Source organism: Azospirillum mesophilum, from assembly GCF_053470405.2.
The window spans coordinates 23,924-42,522 of sequence record NZ_JBPXMQ020000021.1 but is presented as its reverse complement, the minus strand read 5'-3'; the positions used below and the strand labels follow the sequence as shown (position 1 = coordinate 42,522).

General features: G+C 67.9%; 22 protein-coding genes and 5 tRNA genes. 10 read left to right on the top strand and 17 right to left on the bottom strand.

Annotated features, from left to right (window positions below):
* The first annotated feature begins 62 nt into the window (after window positions 1-62).
* From ACSVC7_RS19970 to ACSVC7_RS19955, 4 genes are all read left to right on the top strand, one after another.
* Window positions 63-887: a 4-helix bundle domain-containing protein gene (locus tag ACSVC7_RS19970; RefSeq protein ID WP_448206157.1), complete on the top strand. Its 825-nt coding sequence runs from the start codon at window positions 63-65 to the stop codon at window positions 885-887.
* 115 nt (window positions 888-1,002) lie between these two features.
* On the top strand, window positions 1,003-1,431 hold the full coding sequence (locus ACSVC7_RS19965) for a Fur family transcriptional regulator (protein WP_448206193.1): 429 nt from the start codon (window positions 1,003-1,005) through the stop codon (window positions 1,429-1,431).
* Window positions 1,431-1,676: a hypothetical protein gene (locus ACSVC7_RS19960; protein WP_448206158.1), complete on the top strand. Its 246-nt coding sequence runs from the start codon at window positions 1,431-1,433 to the stop codon at window positions 1,674-1,676. The genes ACSVC7_RS19965 and ACSVC7_RS19960 overlap by 1 nt, the downstream gene beginning before the upstream one ends.
* A 315-nt stretch (window positions 1,677-1,991) precedes the next feature.
* Entirely contained in the window at window positions 1,992-2,705 is a 714-nt protein-coding gene (locus ACSVC7_RS19955; protein ID WP_448206159.1) for a hypothetical protein, read from the top strand.
* A 120-nt stretch (window positions 2,706-2,825) separates the two neighbouring features.
* Here the strand turns inward: ACSVC7_RS19955 and ACSVC7_RS19950 are convergent, their stop codons facing one another.
* Both ACSVC7_RS19950 and ACSVC7_RS19945 read right to left on the bottom strand, forming a co-directional pair.
* Complete coding sequence (locus ACSVC7_RS19950) at window positions 2,826-3,116, bottom strand: hypothetical protein (protein WP_448206160.1); 291 nt, start codon at window positions 3,114-3,116, stop codon at window positions 2,826-2,828.
* Between the two features lie 231 nt (window positions 3,117-3,347).
* Window positions 3,348-3,839: a hypothetical protein gene (locus tag ACSVC7_RS19945; RefSeq protein ID WP_448206161.1), complete on the bottom strand. Its 492-nt coding sequence runs from the start codon at window positions 3,837-3,839 to the stop codon at window positions 3,348-3,350.
* A 124-nt stretch (window positions 3,840-3,963) separates the two neighbouring features.
* Between ACSVC7_RS19945 and ACSVC7_RS19940 the strand changes: the two genes are divergently transcribed.
* On the top strand, window positions 3,964-4,092 hold the full coding sequence (locus tag ACSVC7_RS19940) for a hypothetical protein (RefSeq protein WP_448206162.1): 129 nt from the start codon (window positions 3,964-3,966) through the stop codon (window positions 4,090-4,092).
* A gap of 6 nt (window positions 4,093-4,098) precedes the next feature.
* On the opposite strand, the gene ACSVC7_RS19935 is transcribed toward ACSVC7_RS19940, so the two are convergent.
* Window positions 4,099-4,548, bottom strand: coding sequence for a hypothetical protein (locus ACSVC7_RS19935; RefSeq protein ID WP_448206163.1), 450 nt, complete (start codon window positions 4,546-4,548; stop codon window positions 4,099-4,101).
* A 124-nt stretch (window positions 4,549-4,672) separates the two neighbouring features.
* Between ACSVC7_RS19935 and ACSVC7_RS19930 the strand changes: the two genes are divergently transcribed.
* Window positions 4,673-6,892: a helicase-related protein gene (locus tag ACSVC7_RS19930; protein WP_448206164.1), complete on the top strand. Its 2,220-nt coding sequence runs from the start codon at window positions 4,673-4,675 to the stop codon at window positions 6,890-6,892.
* Between the two features lie 36 nt (window positions 6,893-6,928).
* Entirely contained in the window at window positions 6,929-7,105 is a 177-nt protein-coding gene (locus ACSVC7_RS19925; protein WP_448206165.1) for a YqaE/Pmp3 family membrane protein, read from the top strand.
* Window positions 7,106-7,560: 455 nt separating this feature from the next.
* Here ACSVC7_RS19925 and ACSVC7_RS19920 read toward each other — a convergent pair whose 3' ends face one another.
* From ACSVC7_RS19920 to ACSVC7_RS19910, 3 genes are all read right to left on the bottom strand, one after another.
* Window positions 7,561-8,379 (bottom strand): metallophosphoesterase family protein, encoded by an 819-nt coding sequence (locus tag ACSVC7_RS19920; protein ID WP_448206166.1) that lies wholly within the window; start codon window positions 8,377-8,379, stop codon window positions 7,561-7,563.
* The gene (locus tag ACSVC7_RS19915; protein ID WP_448206167.1) at window positions 8,379-9,575 is read right to left on the bottom strand and encodes a carboxylate--amine ligase; all 1,197 of its coding nucleotides are present in this window, start codon (window positions 9,573-9,575) and stop codon (window positions 8,379-8,381) included. The genes ACSVC7_RS19920 and ACSVC7_RS19915 overlap by 1 nt, the downstream gene beginning before the upstream one ends.
* A gap of 64 nt (window positions 9,576-9,639) precedes the next feature.
* Entirely contained in the window at window positions 9,640-10,821 is a 1,182-nt protein-coding gene (locus ACSVC7_RS19910) for a GNAT family N-acetyltransferase (protein ID WP_448206168.1), read from the bottom strand.
* Between the two features lie 402 nt (window positions 10,822-11,223).
* Here ACSVC7_RS19910 and ACSVC7_RS19905 point away from each other — a divergent pair, with 402 nt between their 5' ends.
* Complete coding sequence (locus ACSVC7_RS19905; RefSeq protein WP_448206169.1) at window positions 11,224-12,003, top strand: HNH endonuclease family protein; 780 nt, start codon at window positions 11,224-11,226, stop codon at window positions 12,001-12,003.
* 44 nt (window positions 12,004-12,047) lie between these two features.
* Here the strand turns inward: ACSVC7_RS19905 and ACSVC7_RS19900 are convergent, their stop codons facing one another.
* The 3 genes from ACSVC7_RS19900 to ACSVC7_RS19890 all read right to left on the bottom strand — a co-directional run bounded on the left by ACSVC7_RS19900 (window position 12,048) and on the right by ACSVC7_RS19890 (window position 13,212).
* Window positions 12,048-12,410 (bottom strand): Gas vesicle protein V, encoded by a 363-nt coding sequence (locus ACSVC7_RS19900; protein ID WP_448206170.1) that lies wholly within the window; start codon window positions 12,408-12,410, stop codon window positions 12,048-12,050.
* 105 nt (window positions 12,411-12,515) lie between these two features.
* Entirely contained in the window at window positions 12,516-12,947 is a 432-nt protein-coding gene (locus ACSVC7_RS19895) for a hypothetical protein (protein ID WP_448206171.1), read from the bottom strand.
* 46 nt (window positions 12,948-12,993) lie between these two features.
* A complete protein-coding gene (locus tag ACSVC7_RS19890) occupies window positions 12,994-13,212 on the bottom strand; it encodes a hypothetical protein (RefSeq protein WP_448206172.1) in 219 nt (72 codons plus the stop codon).
* Window positions 13,213-13,359: 147 nt separating this feature from the next.
* On the opposite strand from ACSVC7_RS19890, the gene ACSVC7_RS19885 reads away from it, so the two are divergent.
* Window positions 13,360-13,575 (top strand): SlyX family protein, encoded by a 216-nt coding sequence (locus tag ACSVC7_RS19885; protein WP_448206173.1) that lies wholly within the window; start codon window positions 13,360-13,362, stop codon window positions 13,573-13,575.
* A gap of 9 nt (window positions 13,576-13,584) precedes the next feature.
* On the opposite strand, the gene ACSVC7_RS19880 is transcribed toward ACSVC7_RS19885, so the two are convergent.
* The 7 genes from ACSVC7_RS19880 to ACSVC7_RS19850 all read right to left on the bottom strand — a co-directional run bounded on the left by ACSVC7_RS19880 (window position 13,585) and on the right by ACSVC7_RS19850 (window position 16,353).
* The gene (locus ACSVC7_RS19880; RefSeq protein WP_448206174.1) at window positions 13,585-13,845 is read right to left on the bottom strand and encodes a hypothetical protein; all 261 of its coding nucleotides are present in this window, start codon (window positions 13,843-13,845) and stop codon (window positions 13,585-13,587) included.
* A 172-nt stretch (window positions 13,846-14,017) separates the two neighbouring features.
* A complete protein-coding gene (locus ACSVC7_RS19875; protein ID WP_448206175.1) occupies window positions 14,018-15,664 on the bottom strand; it encodes a sensor domain-containing diguanylate cyclase in 1,647 nt (548 codons plus the stop codon).
* Between the two features lie 169 nt (window positions 15,665-15,833).
* Window positions 15,834-15,907, bottom strand: a tRNA-Gln gene (locus tag ACSVC7_RS19870).
* A 3-nt stretch (window positions 15,908-15,910) separates the two neighbouring features.
* Window positions 15,911-15,985, bottom strand: a tRNA-Val gene (locus tag ACSVC7_RS19865).
* Window positions 15,986-16,009: 24 nt separating this feature from the next.
* Window positions 16,010-16,086, bottom strand: a tRNA-Asp gene (locus tag ACSVC7_RS19860).
* Between the two features lie 115 nt (window positions 16,087-16,201).
* Window positions 16,202-16,277 (bottom strand) — tRNA-Ala (locus ACSVC7_RS19855).
* Window position 16,278: 1 nt separating this feature from the next.
* A tRNA-Thr gene (locus tag ACSVC7_RS19850) sits at window positions 16,279-16,353 on the bottom strand.
* Window positions 16,354-16,559: 206 nt separating this feature from the next.
* On the opposite strand from ACSVC7_RS19850, the gene ACSVC7_RS19845 reads away from it, so the two are divergent.
* Entirely contained in the window at window positions 16,560-17,882 is a 1,323-nt protein-coding gene (locus ACSVC7_RS19845) for a protein arginine N-methyltransferase (RefSeq protein ID WP_448206176.1), read from the top strand.
* A 182-nt stretch (window positions 17,883-18,064) separates the two neighbouring features.
* Here the strand turns inward: ACSVC7_RS19845 and ACSVC7_RS19840 are convergent, their stop codons facing one another.
* Window positions 18,065-18,538, bottom strand: coding sequence for an RT0821/Lpp0805 family surface protein (locus ACSVC7_RS19840; protein WP_448206177.1), 474 nt, complete (start codon window positions 18,536-18,538; stop codon window positions 18,065-18,067).
* Window positions 18,539-18,599 lie beyond the last annotated feature (61 nt).

Genomic DNA, 18,599 nt, shown 5'->3' with positions numbered 1-18,599 from the left:
ATAGCCTTTGGGCATAGCGGCACCGCCCCCACCGGAAACACCACACTGCAAAGGCTCCCGGCATGAACACGAAGACGCTCTCGCTTTGGATGGGTATCGGCTCTTTCGCGCTGCTGGGCGCCGGCGCGCACGCCGCGGACCTGCATGGGCAAAGCGGGCACGGGCATGGCCGTCAGGCCCCCATCCAGGTCGCCGAGGAAGCGCACCAGCACGGCGAAGAGGGCGAGGCGAAGGAGCAGGACATCTTCACCGAATACCCCGCCGGTGAAGCCCTGGTCGGGCGTCTTCTGATGATCAAGGGCCACCTGATGGTCGGGCAGGAGCTGTATCAGGCCGGCCGCCTGGACGATGCCGCCCCGCACTATTTCCACCCGACCGAGGAAATCTACGCCCTGATCAAGGACGAGATGGCGAAGCGCAAGCTGGGCCAGTTCGAGGGTGACCTGAAGGCCCTGGCCGGCCTGGTGAAGCAGAAGAAGCCCGCCGCCGACGTCTTCGCCAAGCAGAAGACCGTCATCGCCAAGCTGAACAAGGCCCTGGTTTCCGCCGACAAGAAGACCCCGTCCTTCGTCATGACCGTGGCGCCGGGCGTGCTGTCGCAGGCGGCGGAGGAGTACAAGGAGGCCTTCGTCGACGGCAAGCTGACCAACGCCGTGGAGTATCAGGACGGGCGCGGCTTCGTCACCGCGGCGCGGGCCTACGTCGCCCACCACGCCAAGGGCCTGGGCGCCAAGAACGCCGAGGGCTTCAAGACGCTGTCGGCCGACATGGACCGCATCGCCCAGGCTTTCCCGACCGCCGTCCCGCCGCAGCAGCCCGTGCTGGAGGCCGGTGCGGTGCGCGATCTGGTGTCGAAGGTCGAGCTGCTGAAGCCGTCCTTCAAGTAAGCGGCTGCTTCGGGTCCCCTTCTTCGGGTGTTGCCACGGTCCCCCGCGCTTGCCATTTCCTTGTTCCTGGGATGGAAGCGGAAAGGAACAGGCTGTGACTTCGCCCGAAGAAGCCCTGCCGTCGCGGCTGGAACGCGCGTGCGCCGAGCGGGGGCTGAAGATGACCGGCCAGCGCCGGATCATCGCGCGCGTCCTTTCGGAATCCGCCGACCATCCCGACGTGGAGGAGGTCTACCGCCGCGCCTCCGAAATCGACGCGGGCATCAGCCTCGCGACCGTCTACCGGTCCATGCGGCTGTTCGAGGAAATCGGGATCATCCAGCGCCACGATTTCGGCGACGGCCGCGCCCGCTATGAAGAGGCGCGGGGCGACCACCACCATCACCTGATCGACATCGAATCGGGCGAGGTGGTGGAGTTCCAGGACGGCGAGCTGGAAGAGGCGGTGGCCCGCATCGCCCGCGACCTGGGCTTCGATCTGATCGGTCAGCGCCTGGAAATTTTCGGGCGGCGCATCAAACGCAAGGGAACGGAGCCGGCCTGATGTCGGCGGAGAACAACAGGGCGAGCCAGGATCCGGGCGCGCGCTTCGCCGCCTGCGAGGCGGCGGTGTGCGGCTGCCGTCCCATCGTGGAACGCGCCTACCGCGAACTGGTCGATTGCGGCCGGCCCAACCGCCACGCGCTGGAGGCCGCCACGGTCGTCCTGCGCTGGCATCACCCCGAACTGCCCACCCCGGAGGCCCAGCAGATCGTCGAACGCTGGGTCGCTGGCAATGTCCTGCATTGATGCTCTGGGCATTGACGCCCCGTCGCGACGATGGGCCGGCGCGACCATCGGCCGCCGCATTGCAGCAAAGAATGGCTCGTCAACAGCCTTCCGGGTTCCTAGTGGTGCGATCCAAACGGACCGTTGTGTATATAGCTTGCCGTAGTCCGCAGGACGCCTCGGGTCTACGGACGTACAAACGATGCCATCCGTCTGATTCGGCTCACTAGCCAGGGGTCCCGCTGCAAGTCCGCTTTGCCACAAAATGTGCTTGCTGAAGTGAATGGTGCCCTTCACACTACCCTGAATGGATCGCATCAATCGGAACGTAACATCATGCGGGCAATTTCGGCTGTGTGCGTTATACTTTTCGCAATGAACATTGCGTTAGCCAATATCAAGGAGGCTCATTCCTCCTCTTTCTGGCAAGGCGGCGGCGTAGTCTTAGGCAGAAATACCAGCTTTCTGGAATCGGCGTCAGCAGAAGACAAAAAAGAAGCAAAGGATTTGCTCACAGGATATTTTGAAAAATCCAAGCCAGCATTCATCTCCGCGCTTGCGCGCGAAATCGATCAAGTCGTTGGTGATATCGGGGTGTCTCGCGAAAAATTAGGTCAGTGGTTCGATGAGACAGCGGCGGAAGTGGTTGCATTGGTTAACGAAAATCTCATTAAGAATAAAGGCAGCACATTGGTTGATGTTTCGGATTGGGAAACGAGATGGATGCCAAACCTTTCCAAGGCCATTGATCAAAACCTCCGAAACAAGCTCAAAAATTATGTAATGCAGACCGACCTGTCTGGCCTTTCTGAGCCTCAGCGTAAGAAATTAGAATCTGTTAGGGGCCAAATTCAGATGAGGGCAGCTGCCGAGATGCTTGGCAGGACTGTTCCCCAAATGGCACCTCCGCCTCCCAGCAGAGATGTGGGGATGTGCAACTCCGCATGCGATGACGAATTCCGCGCGGGTCATAGGCAATGCAAGGGTGACGCAAATTGCAGACCACTTTATGATATTTTGTCCGCCTGCAAGAAGCGATGCCAAATGTAGACTACCTTGCAGTTCTGTCTGAATTAGCGCCGCGGCGGCTGTAGGATTGTTGCAGATTATCGAGCAATACCAACGTAAATTTTACCAAAAATCGTCTGCTGCTCAGCCGAACTAGACGGATCATTCCGTTCTACAAACGTAAGAATCCGTCTGGCGTGCCACTGGACTGACGGTGTTCATCCTGTCCTTCAGGGGAGAGCGCCAATGGCCGCCGACCTGCTGCGTCCGGAAAGCCTCCGCGAGATAACCTAGCAGCAGCGGGAAGCCCTGCACCACGCCCACGAGCTGGACCTCAAGCACGACGAGGAGCTGAAGGAGCGGCACGAGGCCTTCCTGCACCGGCACCTCGACCCGCACTCTGAGGAGCGGTTCAACCATCTTGTCCGCGAGGCGGCCAAGCGCGGTGAGCACGAGATCCTGGCCCTGCGCTTTCCCAGCGACTGGTGCAGCGACGGCGGCCGCGCCATCAACACCCTGTCCGACGATTGGCCCGACAGCCTGACCGGCTACGCGCGCGAACTGTACGATGCCTACGAATCGCGGCTGCGCCCGCTGGGCTACAAGATCCGCGCGCAGATCCTCGACTTTCCCGGCGGCATGCCGGGCGACGTGGGCCTGTTCCTGAGCTGGTGAAGGCCGGCCTCAGGCCACGCCCGCCACGGGGTAGTCGGCCGCCGCCCCGATATCCTTGACCAGCAGTTCCCGGTCGGCGTGATAGCCCAGCCGGGCGAACAGACCGGCGGTGTCCTGCGCCGGTGCGGTCGCGGCGACCACGCAGCCCTGCCGCTCGACCTCCACCACATGGCATCCCAACTGGCGGGCAAGCCCGTCAATGGCCTCGATCAGCGCGGCGCTGGTCACCGCGGCATCGAACAGGCCGACCGCGATGAAGGTGGGGATGTTCAGCACCCGCGCCTCGCCATCCTGGTGCACCACCCAGCAGAACAGCCCGCGGATGTGGCCGTCGCTCATCGAGCAGGCCATCACGCCACGCTCCGGGTCGGGCTCCAGGAAGGGGGCCGCCACGTCGCGCCACTGCTCCAGCGTCATGTTCCGGTGCAGCACCTGCACGACTGGCAGCGCCTGGTCGGTCTGGGTCTTGGGAAGCGGGGCGACGATGAAGCTCTTGGGCATGGGCGGCGGTCCTTTCGCGGGCATCCTTGCCCAGGAAAGGCGGCGGTGCGTTGATTTCGGTCAGGTGCCGGGCGCGCCGCACCGCTGTTGTCACGGCGAACACCCCGCCAGCGAAAGGCCGAGCATGAGCCCCTACCCGCCGCCCAACCCCGATCCCGACGTCCCGATCCCCATGCCCCTGCCCCCCGACGCGCCGCCGGACGAACCTCCCGACGTGCCGCCGACACCCGGAGAGCCCCAGGATCCCTTCTGAACGGTCTTACGGCTTGCGCTTGTACAGCGCCATCGCCCGCTCCAGGATGCCGGGGGACGAGTAGTCGCCGAGGAACAGGTCGCCCAGCGCCCGGCGCATCCGCGCGCGGATGCGGGCGCGGATGGCGTTGCGCAGCGCTTCCTCCTGCATGTGGCAGCGCTGGCAAAGATTTTTCGGCCGTGCGTCCGGGTTGCCGGACGGGCGCAGCGGGCGGACGACCACGCGCAGGTCGCGCGTCTGGGCGTATTCCACCACGTCGGGCCAAGCGGCCCGGCGCCCGCGCCCGTCGCGCCAGGTCTGGTCGGCCGCGTCGTACCAGCGCCCGTCCGGCAGGCAGCGCACGACGGCGCCGCCCGGCCGGCCGCAGCAGCGGCAGCGGTTCTCGCCGGCTTGCCCCTTGCGGTCAGCCGGGTCGAGATCGGGTCTCAGAATCTTTGCGCGAGGATGTCTGGTCATGGCTTGATGCCTGGCCGGGGCGCGATGCCCGGCGGGGTCTGGCTCATGACACGGATGGGCGCGGACCGCCAGTGTGATTTTTCGAAAAACTTGCCTCATGCCCAGCCTCAAGCACGGAACCGAAATGTCCCTCTCCGAAGAAGGTCCTGCCGCCGACCCGCATCTGGTTCACGAACTGGCCTCGGCGCACCCGGACGTGGTGACCCCGGCCGCCGTGGGCGTGGCGCGGGTTGAGCATGCGGAGCGGATGGGCCTCGTCCCGCTCGGCCTGCCGCTGCCCAAGGGCAAGCGCGACCTGCTCGTCCCGGCGGAGCGGCGGGAGGCCATCCTGCTGGAGATCCAGGGGCAGCTCGACCGCGCCCGGCGGCGCAACGACCTGCTGGCCCAGGGGCGCCGCGCGCTGGAGGGGCGGTCCACCGCCCTGACCACCGCCGACGACCGCACCCGCGTGCGCGCCACCCGTGCCGACGAACTGCCCTGGCCCGGCCTGCCGGCGCCGGTGCGCCTTCAGGTGTCGCGCACGCTGGACGTGCTGGAACTGGCCGACCTGACCGACGAGGAGCTGGCCGCCCGGCTGGAGGGCGACCCGGCCCTGGCCGCCGCGCTGGAGGACGCCCTGTCCCGCACCGCCGCCCGCCTGCGCCGCTATGCCGGGGAGGCGGGCGAGGCGGAGGACGGCTGGGGCTTCGCCGGCCTCGCCGACCGCCTGTTCCGCGCCGCCCGCAACCGGCACGGCGTGGACGAGTTGCTCGACCGCTGGGACCGGGAGTTCGACGCGTGGCGGCGCGAGCGGGCGGAGGCGCGCGGGCGGGCCTATGTGGACCGGCATTTCGACTTCGCCCGGTTCGAGCGGCTGTTCCCCGTGGCGCGCGGGCTGGGGCGACGGCTGGTGCTGGTGGTCGGCCCCACCAACTCCGGCAAGACGCACCACGCCATCGAGGCGCTGAAGGGCGCCTATGACGGCGTCTACCTTGCCCCGCTGCGCCTGCTGGCGCTGGAGGTGATGGAGCGGCTGAACGCGGAAGGCACGCCCACGTCCCTGCTGACGGGGGAGGAGGCCATTCCGAAGCCCGGCGCGCGCCACACCGCCTCCACCATCGAGATGATGGACCCGGACCGGCCGGTGGAGGTGGCGGTGATCGACGAGATCCAGATGCTTGCCGACCCCGACCGGGGCTGGGCCTGGACGGCGGCGCTGATGGGCGCGCCGGCGGAGACCGTCTACATCCTGGGCGCGCCCGAAGCCCGTCCGATGGTGGAACGCGCAGCGGAGCATCTGGGCGAGCGGCTGGAGGTGGTGGAGCTGGAGCGCAAGGTCCCGCTGACCATGCTCGACCGCCGCCTGAACTGGGAGGAGGTGGAGCCCGGCGACGCCCTGATCGCCTTTTCCCGGCGCGAGGTGCACAGCGTTCGCGACACGCTGAAGGCCAAGGGTCTGTCCGTCGCGGCGGTCTACGGCGCCCTGGCCCCGGAGGTGCGGCGGCGGGAGGCCGCGCGCTTCCTGTCCGGCGAGGCGGACGTGGTGGTGGCGACCGACGCCATCGGCATGGGCCTCAACCTGCCCTGCCGCCGCGTGCTGTTCACCGCGTTGGAGAAGTTCGACGGCAGCAGCGTGCGCCCGCTGACCGCGACGGAGGTGAAGCAGATCGCCGGCCGCGCCGGCCGCTTCGGCCATTACGAATCCGGGGAGTTCGGCGTGGTCGGCCGGGGCACGCCGCAGGCCTTGCGCCAGCTTCTGGAGAAAGGGGACGCGCGGCTCCTGCCCACCGCCCCGCTGACCGTGCGGCCGACGCGCGGCATGCTCGCCCGGCTGGCCGATTACCTGGGAACGGAGGAGACCGTCCTGCTGGTGGACTGCTTCGCCGACGCGCGCACGGCGGGATCGCCCTACCGGGTCGGCGACCTGTCGCCGATGCGGCGGCTGGCGGTGATGCTGGACGAGCGGCGGATCGCGCTGGCCGGCAAGCTGGACCTGCTGCTCGCCCCCGCCGACCTGGACGAGGAGGCGGAGGCCCGCATCCTCGCCACCATCATCGGCGCGGTGGAGGCGCGGGAGGCGATGCCCATCGGGCGCTTCGTCCCGGCGCGGCTCGACGGGCTGGACGGGGCGGCGCTGGAGGGGCTGTCGCGCGCCTGCGACCTCTACTACTGGGCGGCGCGCAAGTTCCCCGCCCTGTTCCCGGAGCGCGAAGCCGTCCGCACCCGCCGCACCGAGGTCAGCCGCCGTCTGGCGGAACTGCTCGCCACGCGCGGCGCCCGCTCCGCCGGCCCGGCCCGCCGCGACCCGCCGCCCAAGGCCGGCTTCCGGGGCGCGCCGAGGCGGCGCTTCGGACCGCGCCGGTAAGGGGGAACCGGAGGCGGTGCGGCGTGTTCTATGGGCATGGACCTGATACGCATCATCCTGGCGCTGCTTCTGCCGCCACTCGGCGTCTTCCTCCAGGTGGGGTTTGGCGCTCAATTCTGGATCAACATCCTGTTGACCCTGCTCGGCTACATTCCCGGCATCATCCATGCCCTGTACGTCATCGTGAAGTACAAGGACCGTTACCCGGCATAGCCGGAATGCGCGACGGTTGTGGCCTTTGTCACAGAATTTGTCGCGCAGCACGGTTATGGTCCCGCCCGTCAGGGACACCTGATGGGAACCAGGGACCGTAACCATGTTCAAGCTTCTGCTCGCGCTGCTGCCGCTGACCGCGTCGCTTCTGATGCTCGCGACCGTGCACTGAGCAAACCGCCTGTTCCTTCTCTCGGGCGCTACGATATGCACGGATCTCGCTTGCGTGGCATCGTGTTGATGCACCTGTGCTTTTCCGTCATTCCCGCGAAGGCGGGAATCCAGCAAGAGCCGCAATCAGCGGCGACATGAGTCGAGGATCGACTCATATGACGCCCAGACGGGCGTCTGGATCCCCGCCTTCGCGGGGATGACGAAAAAACGAGTAGCGTCAGTAATTTACCGCAAGCGCGAAATATGTGCATACCGTAGTCTCCCCTGCGGGGAGAGGGGAATTACGCATTCAGCACCCGCCGCACCATGTCGTAGAGGCCGATCCGCTGGAGCGCCTCCTGAAGCCGGGAGCGGATCGGGGCGGGGATGGACAGCAGGCGGCGCGCCTTGATGCCGGCCCGCCGGGTCTTCTCGAAGGGGATGGAATCGTCGTAGGCCACGCGCCGGAAGCGCGCCACGCGCTCCACCGTGTCGAAGACGATGTAGGTGGCCCGGCGCTCCGCCGTGCGCGGCTCGCCCACCGTGCCGGGATTCATCAGGTAGTGGGAGCCCTCGCGCAGCCGCACCTCGTCACCCTCATGCGCCCGCAGTTCTCCGTCGCGGTATTCGTGGATGACCGGGCGGTGGGTGTGGCCGTAGGCGCAGACCCGAGCGCCCGAGGGGTGGGCCATCAGCGCCCTGGCGGTCAGGACGCGGGCCTCGTCGTTGTCGAGCCGGACGAGTTCACAGCCCGTCTCTGGGTGCAGCGCGCCGTGCACGACGACGAGATGGTCCTCCACATTGGCCTTCAGCGGCAGCCCGGCCAGCCAGTCGACCACGTCCGCCGGCAGGCGCTTGCGCGTCCACGACACCGCGCGGATGGCACGGGCGCTGAATCCGTTGGTGGTGATCTGCCGGGTCACGGCGCGGTCGTGGTTGCCGGCGATGCACAGCGCCCCAACCTTGCGCAGCAGGGCGACGCATTCCGCCGGGTCGGTGTTGTAGCCCACCGTGTCGCCCAGGCAGACGATGCGGTCCACGCCCGCCTCCGCCATGTCGGCCAGGACGGCTTGCAGCGCTTCCAGATTCGCGTGGATGTCCGACAGGATGCCGATCTTCATCACTTCGCCTTCAGCATGGTGTCGTGGTTGGGGGTGGTGTGCGCCCGCCGGCCCGCGGGAAGACATCGGCCCAGCGTGCCCTTCAGGAAGGGCATCGGGTCGCTGAGCGCGATGGACTTCGCCTCGCAGCGCAGGACCCAGGGCAGCCAGGAGGCCATGGAGACCCCGCTTTCGCGGGCGGCCAGACGGTCCATGGTGACGTGGCACCAGCAGGCGCCGGCCCGCGCCTTGCCCATGGCGGGGCGCGGCAGGCCCAGCGCGTCGGCGCAGACGAGTGCCGGCAGGTTCACCCCGGCCACCGCCCCCAGATGGTGCCAGAGGGTGCAGCGCGGGTTGACCTCCAGCAGGTGCAGCCCGCCGTCCGGGGCGCGCTTGAAATCGAACTTGGCGAGGCCGCGCAGCCCAAGCCGCTCCACCAGCTTGCGGCCGAGTGCGGCCACGTCCGGCTCGTCGGTGATCGTCAGGGCGGTGCTGTGCCCATAGGCCAGCGGGTAGGTGCGGATCTTGCGCCCGGTGAATTCCCCCGCAACGCGGCCGGCGTCATCGACGTAGACGTGATAGCTCTCGATCCGGGTTTCCGGGCCGGGGATCATCTCCTGCACCAGCAGGTCCAGTCCGACCGCCGCGAGGCGCGGCCAGAGGGCGCGCAGTTCGTCCAGTGAGTCGACCTGCACGGCCTTGCCGAAGCCCTCCGCCTCGTCCCAGGCCTTGCGGCGGGTCAGCGGTTTGACGATCACCGGGAAGCGCAGATCGATGGAGGCCGGCGCCGGCTCTCGCGTCGGGGAGAAGCGCCGGGTCGCCGGGACGGGCAGGCCCAGCCGTTCGGCCAGGGCCTGGAACCGCCCCTTGTCCACCAGATCCTCCACCAGCTCCGCGTCGGCCAGCGCGAAGCGGAAGGCCGGCGCCAGACGGTCGCGGTTGCGCGACACCAGAAGAAGCTGGGCGTCGTCCTGGAAGAAGAGGACCGGCGGCTCCGCCTGGGTGCCGGCGTGGCGCAGCAGGGCGTCCACCAGACCGTCCGGGTCGCGGGACGCATCGTCCCAGATGATCGCGTCCTGGACGTAGCGGGAATGCAGGACCGGGCTTCCGGGATAGGCCACCACGGTGCAGCGCACCCCCGCCATGCCCAGCGGCCGCACCATGTCCAGGTCTCCCATGACGCAGGCCAGGGCCGATGCGCCGAACGCGTCTTTCATGTTGGCGCTCTCCGCCGAAAATGCTTGGGCCATAAGACTTGGGCCATAAGATGTGTATGAACGGTCAGCGGTTGATCGGCTCCAGCGGGCTGCGCGGCAGCCGCTTCAGCCGGTCCATCAACCCGGCCTTGGCCTGGCGCAGCCGGGCGTCGATCTGCCGGGTGAGCCGGTCGGGGCCGAGCGCGATCCAGTTCATCGGCTGCTCCGCGTTGGACAGCAGCGGCTTGTGCCCGGCAGGCGTGGACATGAAGTCGTAGCAGCGCTCGCCACGCACAAGCGTGTCCTCGATGGCCAGGACGTGGCTGACCAGACCGGGCTTCAGCCGCTTGTCCGCCTCGTAGGAAAATCCGCCCTGGTAGTTCATCACCCGCCCGCGATAGACGAAGTTGTAGAGAAACCCGATGGGCCGCCCGCCGACGGAGACCCGGCACAGCCGCACCGCCCCGGTCGGCACGCCGGTGGCGATCATCCGTTCGTGGAAGGGCCGGAAGGCCGGGTTGGCAAAGGCGCCGGACTGCCCGCGCGCGACCCAGGTGGACTGGTGCAGCACCTCCATGGCGCGGAAGTCGGCCAGCGCCTCCTCCACGGTTCCGGCGACGCGATATTCCAGCCGGCCCCGCTCGGCGTACAGGCGCATGGCCCGCCGCACCGCTGCGCGGGTGTTCTTGCCGAGGCTGGACAGGTAATCCCGGCCCCGCTCCCGCACGCCGTCCAGGTCCACCCACTGGGCGCTGTCCGCGACGCGGATCTGGAGCGTGTGGCCCAGCCGCTGCGCGACGCGCCGGACGGCGGCCTCCGCCGCCGGCTCCAGCCCGCCGAGCACCAGTTCGTCCCAATTGGTCAGCCGCCGGCCCAGCCATTCGAAACAGGCGGTCAGCACCTCCGGCGCGCAGGTCCGGTCGGCGAGGATGCCATTGTATTCGACGAACAGCCGGTCGAAGATCCGCTCGCCGGTCTCGTGCAGCAGCCAGCAGCGCGTGCGCAGCAGGCCGAAGCGCCAGAGCGTGCGCGGGCACAGCAGGGCAAGCCCGACGACCCGGCCCTGGCGGGTCGCCATCAGCAGATGCGGGCGCGTCTTGCGCGGAAGAGAGTCCAGCCAGTGTCCGATCCATTGCCAGGACAGGAAAAATGATCCGTCGGCGCGGGACTCAAGCTCCGTCCACAGCGCCTTGAGGTTGTCGATGCGGTCCGTTGGTACCAGTTCGATGTCAATGATGTCGCCGTCGGCCTCAATAAGAGTCCTCATATCCATGTGCGCGGTCTTTCCGGCGTGCGTTGGCGGAAAAGGCGACGAAGGCTCTTACAGGGCAGGCGTTGCGACGGAGCGGCATGAAACCTTGGATTTCACATATATTCTCCGCTTTCCGACCTGCCATGGTCATTATGCACAAACGTCGATCCTTAGAACGCTGTTGCGAAAGACGGGTTGCGGCAATCCGGTGGGGGAACCCTTCGGAGTCGGTCGGGGTATCGGGCGGGGAGGAATTCGGGGGAAGTGGATGTCCGTCTGCCCACCTGGACGTACGGCCACCGGACGCTGGCAAATGATCCCCAGACACCCCGCCCGTGCCACGTTCTTTTCCGGATCGTTGAAGAGGGGTGCCGAACCGCCTTAGACATGCGTCCGGCCAAGATGGAGGGGATGGGCATGGCGCGATGGAACACGGGGCCGCAGCGGGGCCGGCGCGGCCGTCCGCTGACGCTGGGCGGGCTGGTCGCCGTCCTGCTGGTGCTGTTCGGGGTCTATATGGCCGAACGGTACCACCTGCTGCCGCGCGGAACGCTGGCCCACCTCATCGGCTGGGAGCAGACACCGCCCAAGCGGGAGCGCACCGCGCAGCGTCCCCCGCCCCGCCCCGCCCCGGACGCGACCATCGACTACGCCGCCGTGGCGGCCCAGCTCGACGGCATCCGGGTGGAGCCGGAGGTGCGGCGCGGCTATGTGCGCGAGGAATGGCCGCACTGGCTGACGCTGGACAGCAAATGCCTGAACACCCGCGAACAGGCGCTGATCCGCGATTCCGCCGAGCCGGTCACCCTGTCGGCCAACGGCTGCTCCGTCCTGGCGGGCGTCTGGCACGACCCCTACACGGGCGAGACCTTCACCGATCCGCACAAGGTGGACATCGACCACCGCGTGCCGCTGGAGGAAGCCTACGGCAGCGGCGGCTACGACTGGCCCCGCGAGAAGAGGGCCGCCTACGCCAACGACCTGAGCGACCCGCTGACGCTGGTCACCGTGTCCGCCGCCGCCAACCGCGCCAAAGGCTCCAAGGGGCCGGAGGACTGGCTGCCACCCCGGCAGGAGTATATCTGCGCCTATGTGGCCGACTGGATCGCCGTGAAGGCGCGCTGGCAGCTCACCATGGACGAGCGGGAGCGCGTCACGGTCGGCAACATCCTCGCCGACTGCCGGGGGCGGCACTGAGGCGCGGACCCGAAAGCCCGCGCCTTTCCCCGAGATGTCCCAACTCAGAGAGTGCGGCCCGGCCGGCCGCGCGGCGGGAAGCGGCTGGAGGTGGCGCGCATCCCGCCGGCCGGCGCCGCGGAGGCATCGCCACCCGCATCACCGCCCGCATCACCGGTAGTCGCGTCATCGCTGTCCGGGCGGCGGGACTGGCGGTCCATCATGCGCGCGGCTTCGGCACGGGAAATCGACGCTTCCAGTTCGCGGATGCGCGCCTGAAGAGTGCCCACCACCGCGGCGCCCGCCTGCCTTGCCCGGAACTGTTCCAGATCCTGTTTCAGGCGGACCAGTTGCCCCTTCTGATCGGCGAGGCTCGGCCCGTCCTTGCGCTTCGGAACGCGATAGACTTTCTCGTCGAATCTGTTCACTGCGTGCCTCCTGTCTGCTTCTAAGCAGATTGGGGGCGCCGGCCGAAACACAATCGTTCCAAAGGAATAGGACCAACAACTTCTACCAATGGTAGACGATTGACGTCAGGATCCCTCCTGCGTCCGCTCGGCGGCGCGGGCGGCGGCGAGCGCCTCGCGGTAGCGGCGCAGGCGCGCGTAGACCGGCCACGCCCAGCCGACCATGGGGTCGCACCAGTGGACCAGCACGAGAAGGCCGAGCCCAGCGAAACCGCCGATCAGCGCGCCGTACAGCAGGCCGCCCAACGCCCCCAGAAGCCAGGGGTCCGAGACGCGGGCACCGTCATAGGCCTGCAGCGCGGCCATGCCGGCCGTGGCGGCCAGCGCCAGCAGCGCCCCGACCCGGCCGGGGGCGTACCAGATGCGGAGGTCGGCGGGCGTGAGGCCATAGTCCTCCGGGACGGGGCGGGCCGTCTCCTCCGACGCACCACCGCCGCCGCCACCTTCTATCACCCGCCAGCGCCGGTTCGGGCGCTCGTTTTCGTCCAGCCGTTCCATCGCGCGATATTGCGCGGACGGCGCGGCTTGGGCAACGCCCGCTTTTTCAGCTCGGCAGTTGCGGCCGGAAGGACCGGGATGCGGAGGGGGACGGCGCAAAGCCGCTGCCGCCGGGGGCGATGACCTCGCAATCCTCCTCGGCGGCGTATTTCACGATCGTGCCGTCGATGAGCCGCAGGTCGTAGTAACGGCTGCCGCCAAGCGTCCGCGCGATCACCATCGCCTCACGCCCCTGATGGCGGACCTTCGTTCCAAGTCCCAACATGGTTCCCTCGCCGTTTTGTCGGTTCGTTGCACCGACTGTAACCTTGGGGCGCGAGGGAGGTTGTGGAACAAAAATGGGCAAGAAATCGGATGCGGAATAATTTAGAAGCTGCATCGGCAAAAAGGAATCACCACACAAGGGTCAATTATGGACGACGACGCCGAACGCCGCCTGACCGAGTTGGAATCGCGGCTTGCCCATCACGAGCGTATGGCCGAGGAACTGTCCTCGGTGATGTTCGAGCAGGGGCGGACCATCGACTTGCTGACGGCGCAATTGCGCCGCCTTCGCGACCGCGTTGCCGAACTGGAATCCGGCTCGCCCCGTGCCCCGCAGGACGAGCCCCCGCCCCCGCACTATTGATGAGTCGCCTCAGCGCAGGCGCCAGCCGTTGCGGGGGCCGCCCCAGGTGATCTGGGGACCGGCGGGGGGACGCCGCGCGCAGTCGGCGCCGGAGCAGCCGCAGGCGGGGAACAGGCAGCGGTCGCCGTTCACGTCCGTCGCCTGGACCGCCAGTTCGTAGCGGGTGCCGCGCATGAGCTGCGCGCCGACGGCGCTGTTCCGTTCGTAATGCTCGACCACGGCAAGCAAACGGAGCATCCGGGCGCGCTGTCCCTTACTGTCGAGGCTCATGCCATCCTCCCGCCCTGTCCAGTGGATCCGGGTCCTTTCGATCCGAATCCGTTCGATCCCACATGGACATGAAACGGCAAGACGGGCCGGAGGCTCCATTGGTCAAGCGCCTTACCCACCGCTTTCCAGCCCCGTGCCGGACGCGGTTCCACTCATGGTGGAGCGGATGCGGCTACGCGGCGCCGGCGGTGGAGGCGAGATCGGGCGACCAGCGGACGGCGCGGTTGCGGCCGTCGCGCTTGGCCTGATAGAGCGCCTGGTCGGCGAAGCGCAGGGTGTCCGCCACCTCGCCGGCGTCCTCCGGCCATTGGGCGATGCCGATGGAGCAGCCCACCCGCACCGCCTCGCCCCGCACCACGACGGGTTCGTTCACCGCGGCGATGATGCGCGCGGACAGCTCGTCCAGGTCCGGGGGCTGCGCGTCCGCGCGCAGGGGCAGCACCGCCGCGAACTCGTCGCCGCCCAGCCGCGCCACCACGTCGTCGCCACGGAAGCAGGAGGCCAGCCGCCCGCCGACCTGACGCAGCACGACGTCGCCCACGTCGTGCCCCAGCCGGTCGTTGATCGGCTTGAAGCCGTCCAGGTCGATGTAGAGGAAGACGGCCGATCCGTTGCCGGAGGTGGAGGCCTCCACATACTGCTCGAAATAGCGGCGGTTCGGCAGCGCGGTCAGGCGGTCCTGGTAGGCGATGTCCTCCAGCCGCACCAGCGCCGCGTCGCGGTGGATCAGCCCGTCCACCAGATCGCGCAGCGTTTCGGACAGCGACGTGATCTCGGGAGAGCCGTGGATGACCGGCATGCCTTCCGTGTGGTCGCCGGCGCGGATGCGCTCCGCCGATTCGGCGATTCGGCTGAGCGGCCGGGTGACCCGCCCGGCGGCGAGCCAGGCCAGCGCGGTGAACAGCAGCACCATGGCGCCGCCGGCCGCCGCCGTTTCCACCGCCTGGGCGGTCGCCGGGGCATAGGCGACGTCGACGGGCTGGCGGGCGATGACGCTCCAGCCCAGCCCCTTGTAGCTCATGTGCCCGTCGCCGAAGGCGTAGCCGGTCAGGTAGTCGCGGCCGTCCGGCCAGCTCTCCACCGTCCAGCCGTGGCCCTTGCGCTGGGCGCGCCGGACAGCCTCGGTCTCCAGCTTGGAGCCCAGCATCTCCTGCGGGCCGAGCAGCACGGTGCGGTCCGCCGCCACGATGAACAGCTCCAGCCCCTTGCGGTCCTGCATCGTCGCCATCAGGGAGCGGCGCATCTCGCGCGTCCATTCCCAGCTGAGATGCGTGGCGAGCACGGCGACCACCTGCCCCCGCGCGTCGCGCACCGGGGTGGAGATGTCCACGAACTTCATCGCCTCGCCGCTCGGATTCGGCAGCAGCTTGGCCAGCAGCACGGCGTCGTGCACGTCGCCGACGAACAGCCCGTCGAGGCCGTTGCGGTAGACCGGGCGGGCGGAGATGTCGGCCCCGTCCAGAATGCCGTCGGTGGCCGCCAGCACCTTACCCTTGGGATCGACGATGCCCATCCAGGACACGGTCGGGAAGGTCGCCTTGAAGTCGTCCAGCAGCCGGCGCATCGCCGCCGGGTCGCCCAGCGCGGGCGCCACCGCGAACTTCGCCAGCATCGCGACCTCGCTGGAGCGCGCCCACATGGACCGATCCAGCTTGTCGGCCATCTGGTCGGCCGCCTCGGACAGGGAATGGCCGATCTCGGTCTCGATCCGCTCACGCGAGCGCATGCCGGTCAGCCCGGCCAGCACCACGGACACGCCCAGCACCAGCGCAGCACTGGTCAGCGCCACCGTCGTTCTGAGACCGCGTTCCTTGGGCATTGGCTGAGGCATCCTCCCGAAATTCGCCGCACGCAGCAATGCGTGCGCCACACCGTCGTGGGCGGCGTTACGTTCGCATACCCACAACGATTTTTCCACTCGGAGGAAAGTCAGAGACCGAGAATGTCTCTGATATGAAGAATTTCGAAGGGAGATTTTTTAGGAAGAGTGGTTGGGGGACTAGGATTCGAACCTAGGCTGGCGGAGTCAGAGTCCGCTGTCCTACCGCTAGACGATCCCCCAATATGGTGGTCCCGACAGGGATTGAACCTGTGACCCCTACGATGTCAACGTAGTGCTCTCCCGCTGAGCTACAGGACCATACCAAGCAACGTACCAAGCACATGGCGCGAGTGACGGGACTTGAACCCGCGGCCTCCGGCGTGACAGGCCGGCGCTCTAACCAACTGAGCTACACCCGCATCGTGTGAGCGATCTTCTATCGAACAAAGACCGCAGAAGCAAGCACTAAAACCAAGAAAAAACCGAACCTACCAACTTAACTTACCAAGTCACCAAACCAACCGCCGAAGAAGTTGGTGGAGCCGAGGGGGATCGAACCCCTGACCTCCTCATTGCGAACGAGGCGCTCTCCCAGCTGAGCTACGGCCCCATGGTGCTGCCAGAGAGGATTGAACTCTCGACCTCTCCCTTACCAAGGGAGTGCTCTACCACTGAGCTACGGCAGCATCGGCGGGAGCGGGTGAATAGCAATCCGCCGCCCTCCCTGTCAAAGGGTAAAAACACCGAAGGGGTAATTTTTTTCGACGCGCTCCGGACAGCCCCCATTCGCGGCTCCGGGGTGCCCAGCAGCGCGCGCATCAACGCTTGCATCCGCGACCTGCGGCGCGGCATCTGTCGGGCCGGTCTTCCTTATACTGCGATGGGCTTTCCCGTGGACGATGTCCTGAGCGCGGCGCGCCAACTGCTGGCCGCGCGGCATTACAAGCGCGCGCTGCGCCTGCTGGCGGCCACCGGCAACGACGCCGATGACACCGCCGGGCCGGAGCGTGACCGGCTGACCGGCATGGCGGAGTTGGGCCGGCGCGATCCGGACGCGGCGCTGCGATTCCTGCGCCGCGCCCTGGTGCAGGAGCCGGGCGACCTGGAGACGCTGTTCCACATCGGCCACGCGGCGCTGGCCGTCAGCGACCGGCTGCACGCCGTCCGTCAGTTCGAGCGGGTGGCCGCCGCCTGCCCCGGCTATCCCGAGATTCGCGAGGCGCTGGCCGGCGCCTACCGCCGCGACGCGCTCTACCGCGAAACCCTCCGGGTGACCGGGGAGGCGCTTGCCGAAGGCAACCGCAGCGCCGACATCCTCTATGAGCGGGCGATCAGCCTCGCCCATCTCGGCGACGCCGCCGGAGCGCTGGCGACCTACGACGAGCGGCTGGCCGATGACCCGGACCATGCTGCCGCCTGGTTCGGCAGCCATGCGGCGGCGCTGGGCCTGAACGGCATCGATGACGCGCTGCGCCGTCTGCGCCGGGCCGCCGCCTGCCCCGGGGCCGCCGGGAAATACTGGGGCTATCTGTGCGCCTACCACTTGCTGCTGGGACAGGACGAGGAAGCGCGGGCGCTGCATGAGGCGAAGCTGGCCGGCAACCCGAAGCGCCTGCCGCTGGTGGAGTCGGTCGCCGCCATCCGCCCGCATCTCGCCCCGGACGCGCGCCTGTTCGGCGTGGGCGCGGAGGTGCTGCGCTTCGCTCTGGAGCAGGCGACCGTGCCCGGTCTCGTGCTGGAGTTCGGCGTGCGCCGCGGCACTTCGGTCAACCAGATCGCGGAGGCCGTGCCGAACCAGACCGTCCACGGCTTCGATTCTTTCGAAGGGCTGCCCGAGGCCTGGGTGAACGAGCCGCAGGGCGTGCTGACCACCGGCAAGCAGCTTCCCGACGTACGGCCCAACGTCGTCCTGCACGCGGGCTGGTTCGAGGACACGCTGCCGCCCTTCCTGACGGCTCACGACGGGCCGGTGCGCGTCGTGAACGTGGACAGCGACATCTATTCCTCGGCCAAGACGGTGCTGACGGCGCTCGCCCCCCGCTTCCGGCCGGGCACGGTGCTGGTCTTCGACGAGTTCATCGGCAACCGGAGCTGGCGCGAGGACGAGTACAAGGCGTTCCAGGAATACGCCGGGGAACACCGCGCGTCCTACGAGGTCATCGCCGTCAGCCCCTTCACCAAGCAGGTGGCGATCCGGCTGACGGCGATGGGATAAAGCGGATTTTAATCCGCTTTGGACCGCGACTGCGGTCCCGGCCGCCCATGCGGCCGAAGCCCGGCCTCTCGCGGGAACGAAGTTCCCGCTGGCGGCAGGCGGATGCCACAGGCATCCGCTGAGAGCCGGCAAGTGAGGCCATTTGAATCTAGAGCGAACGGAAGTTCGCTCTAGTTACCTTCTTACGACACGATCTTCCAGGAGCCGTCGGGCTGCTGGCAGGCGGTGCCGGAGGCCTGCTGGGCGCGGCCGCTCACATAGACGGTCTGCTGGTACTCGCGGCAGTAGGAGCCGTTGTTGGCGTAGCCGTCGCGGACCGGCGTGATGGTGCCACGGTTGCCCGACTGCGGGTTGTTCCACTGGATGGTCGAGCCGAGCGGCGCCGAATAGGCCTGGCTGGCCGCCTGCTGCGCATAGCCCTCGTCCGCATGATCCAGCGACTTGCCGAACTCGCTGCCGGCGTAGGCGCCGAGCAGGGTTCCGATGCCGGTCGCGATCAGCTTGCCGGTGCCGCCGCCGAACCGCGAGCCGAGCGCGCCGCCCGCCACCGCGCCGCCCACGGCGCCGACGGTCTGCTTGGTTCCATAGCCCTCGCCGCTCTGGGCGCAGCCGGCCAGGGACAGGGCAATAAGGGCGGTAACAGCGATCTTCTTCATGAAATGCCTCTTGGTTCCGTGTAGGCCTTCAACAGGTGAAAGGGCCTCTTGGTGCACCAAC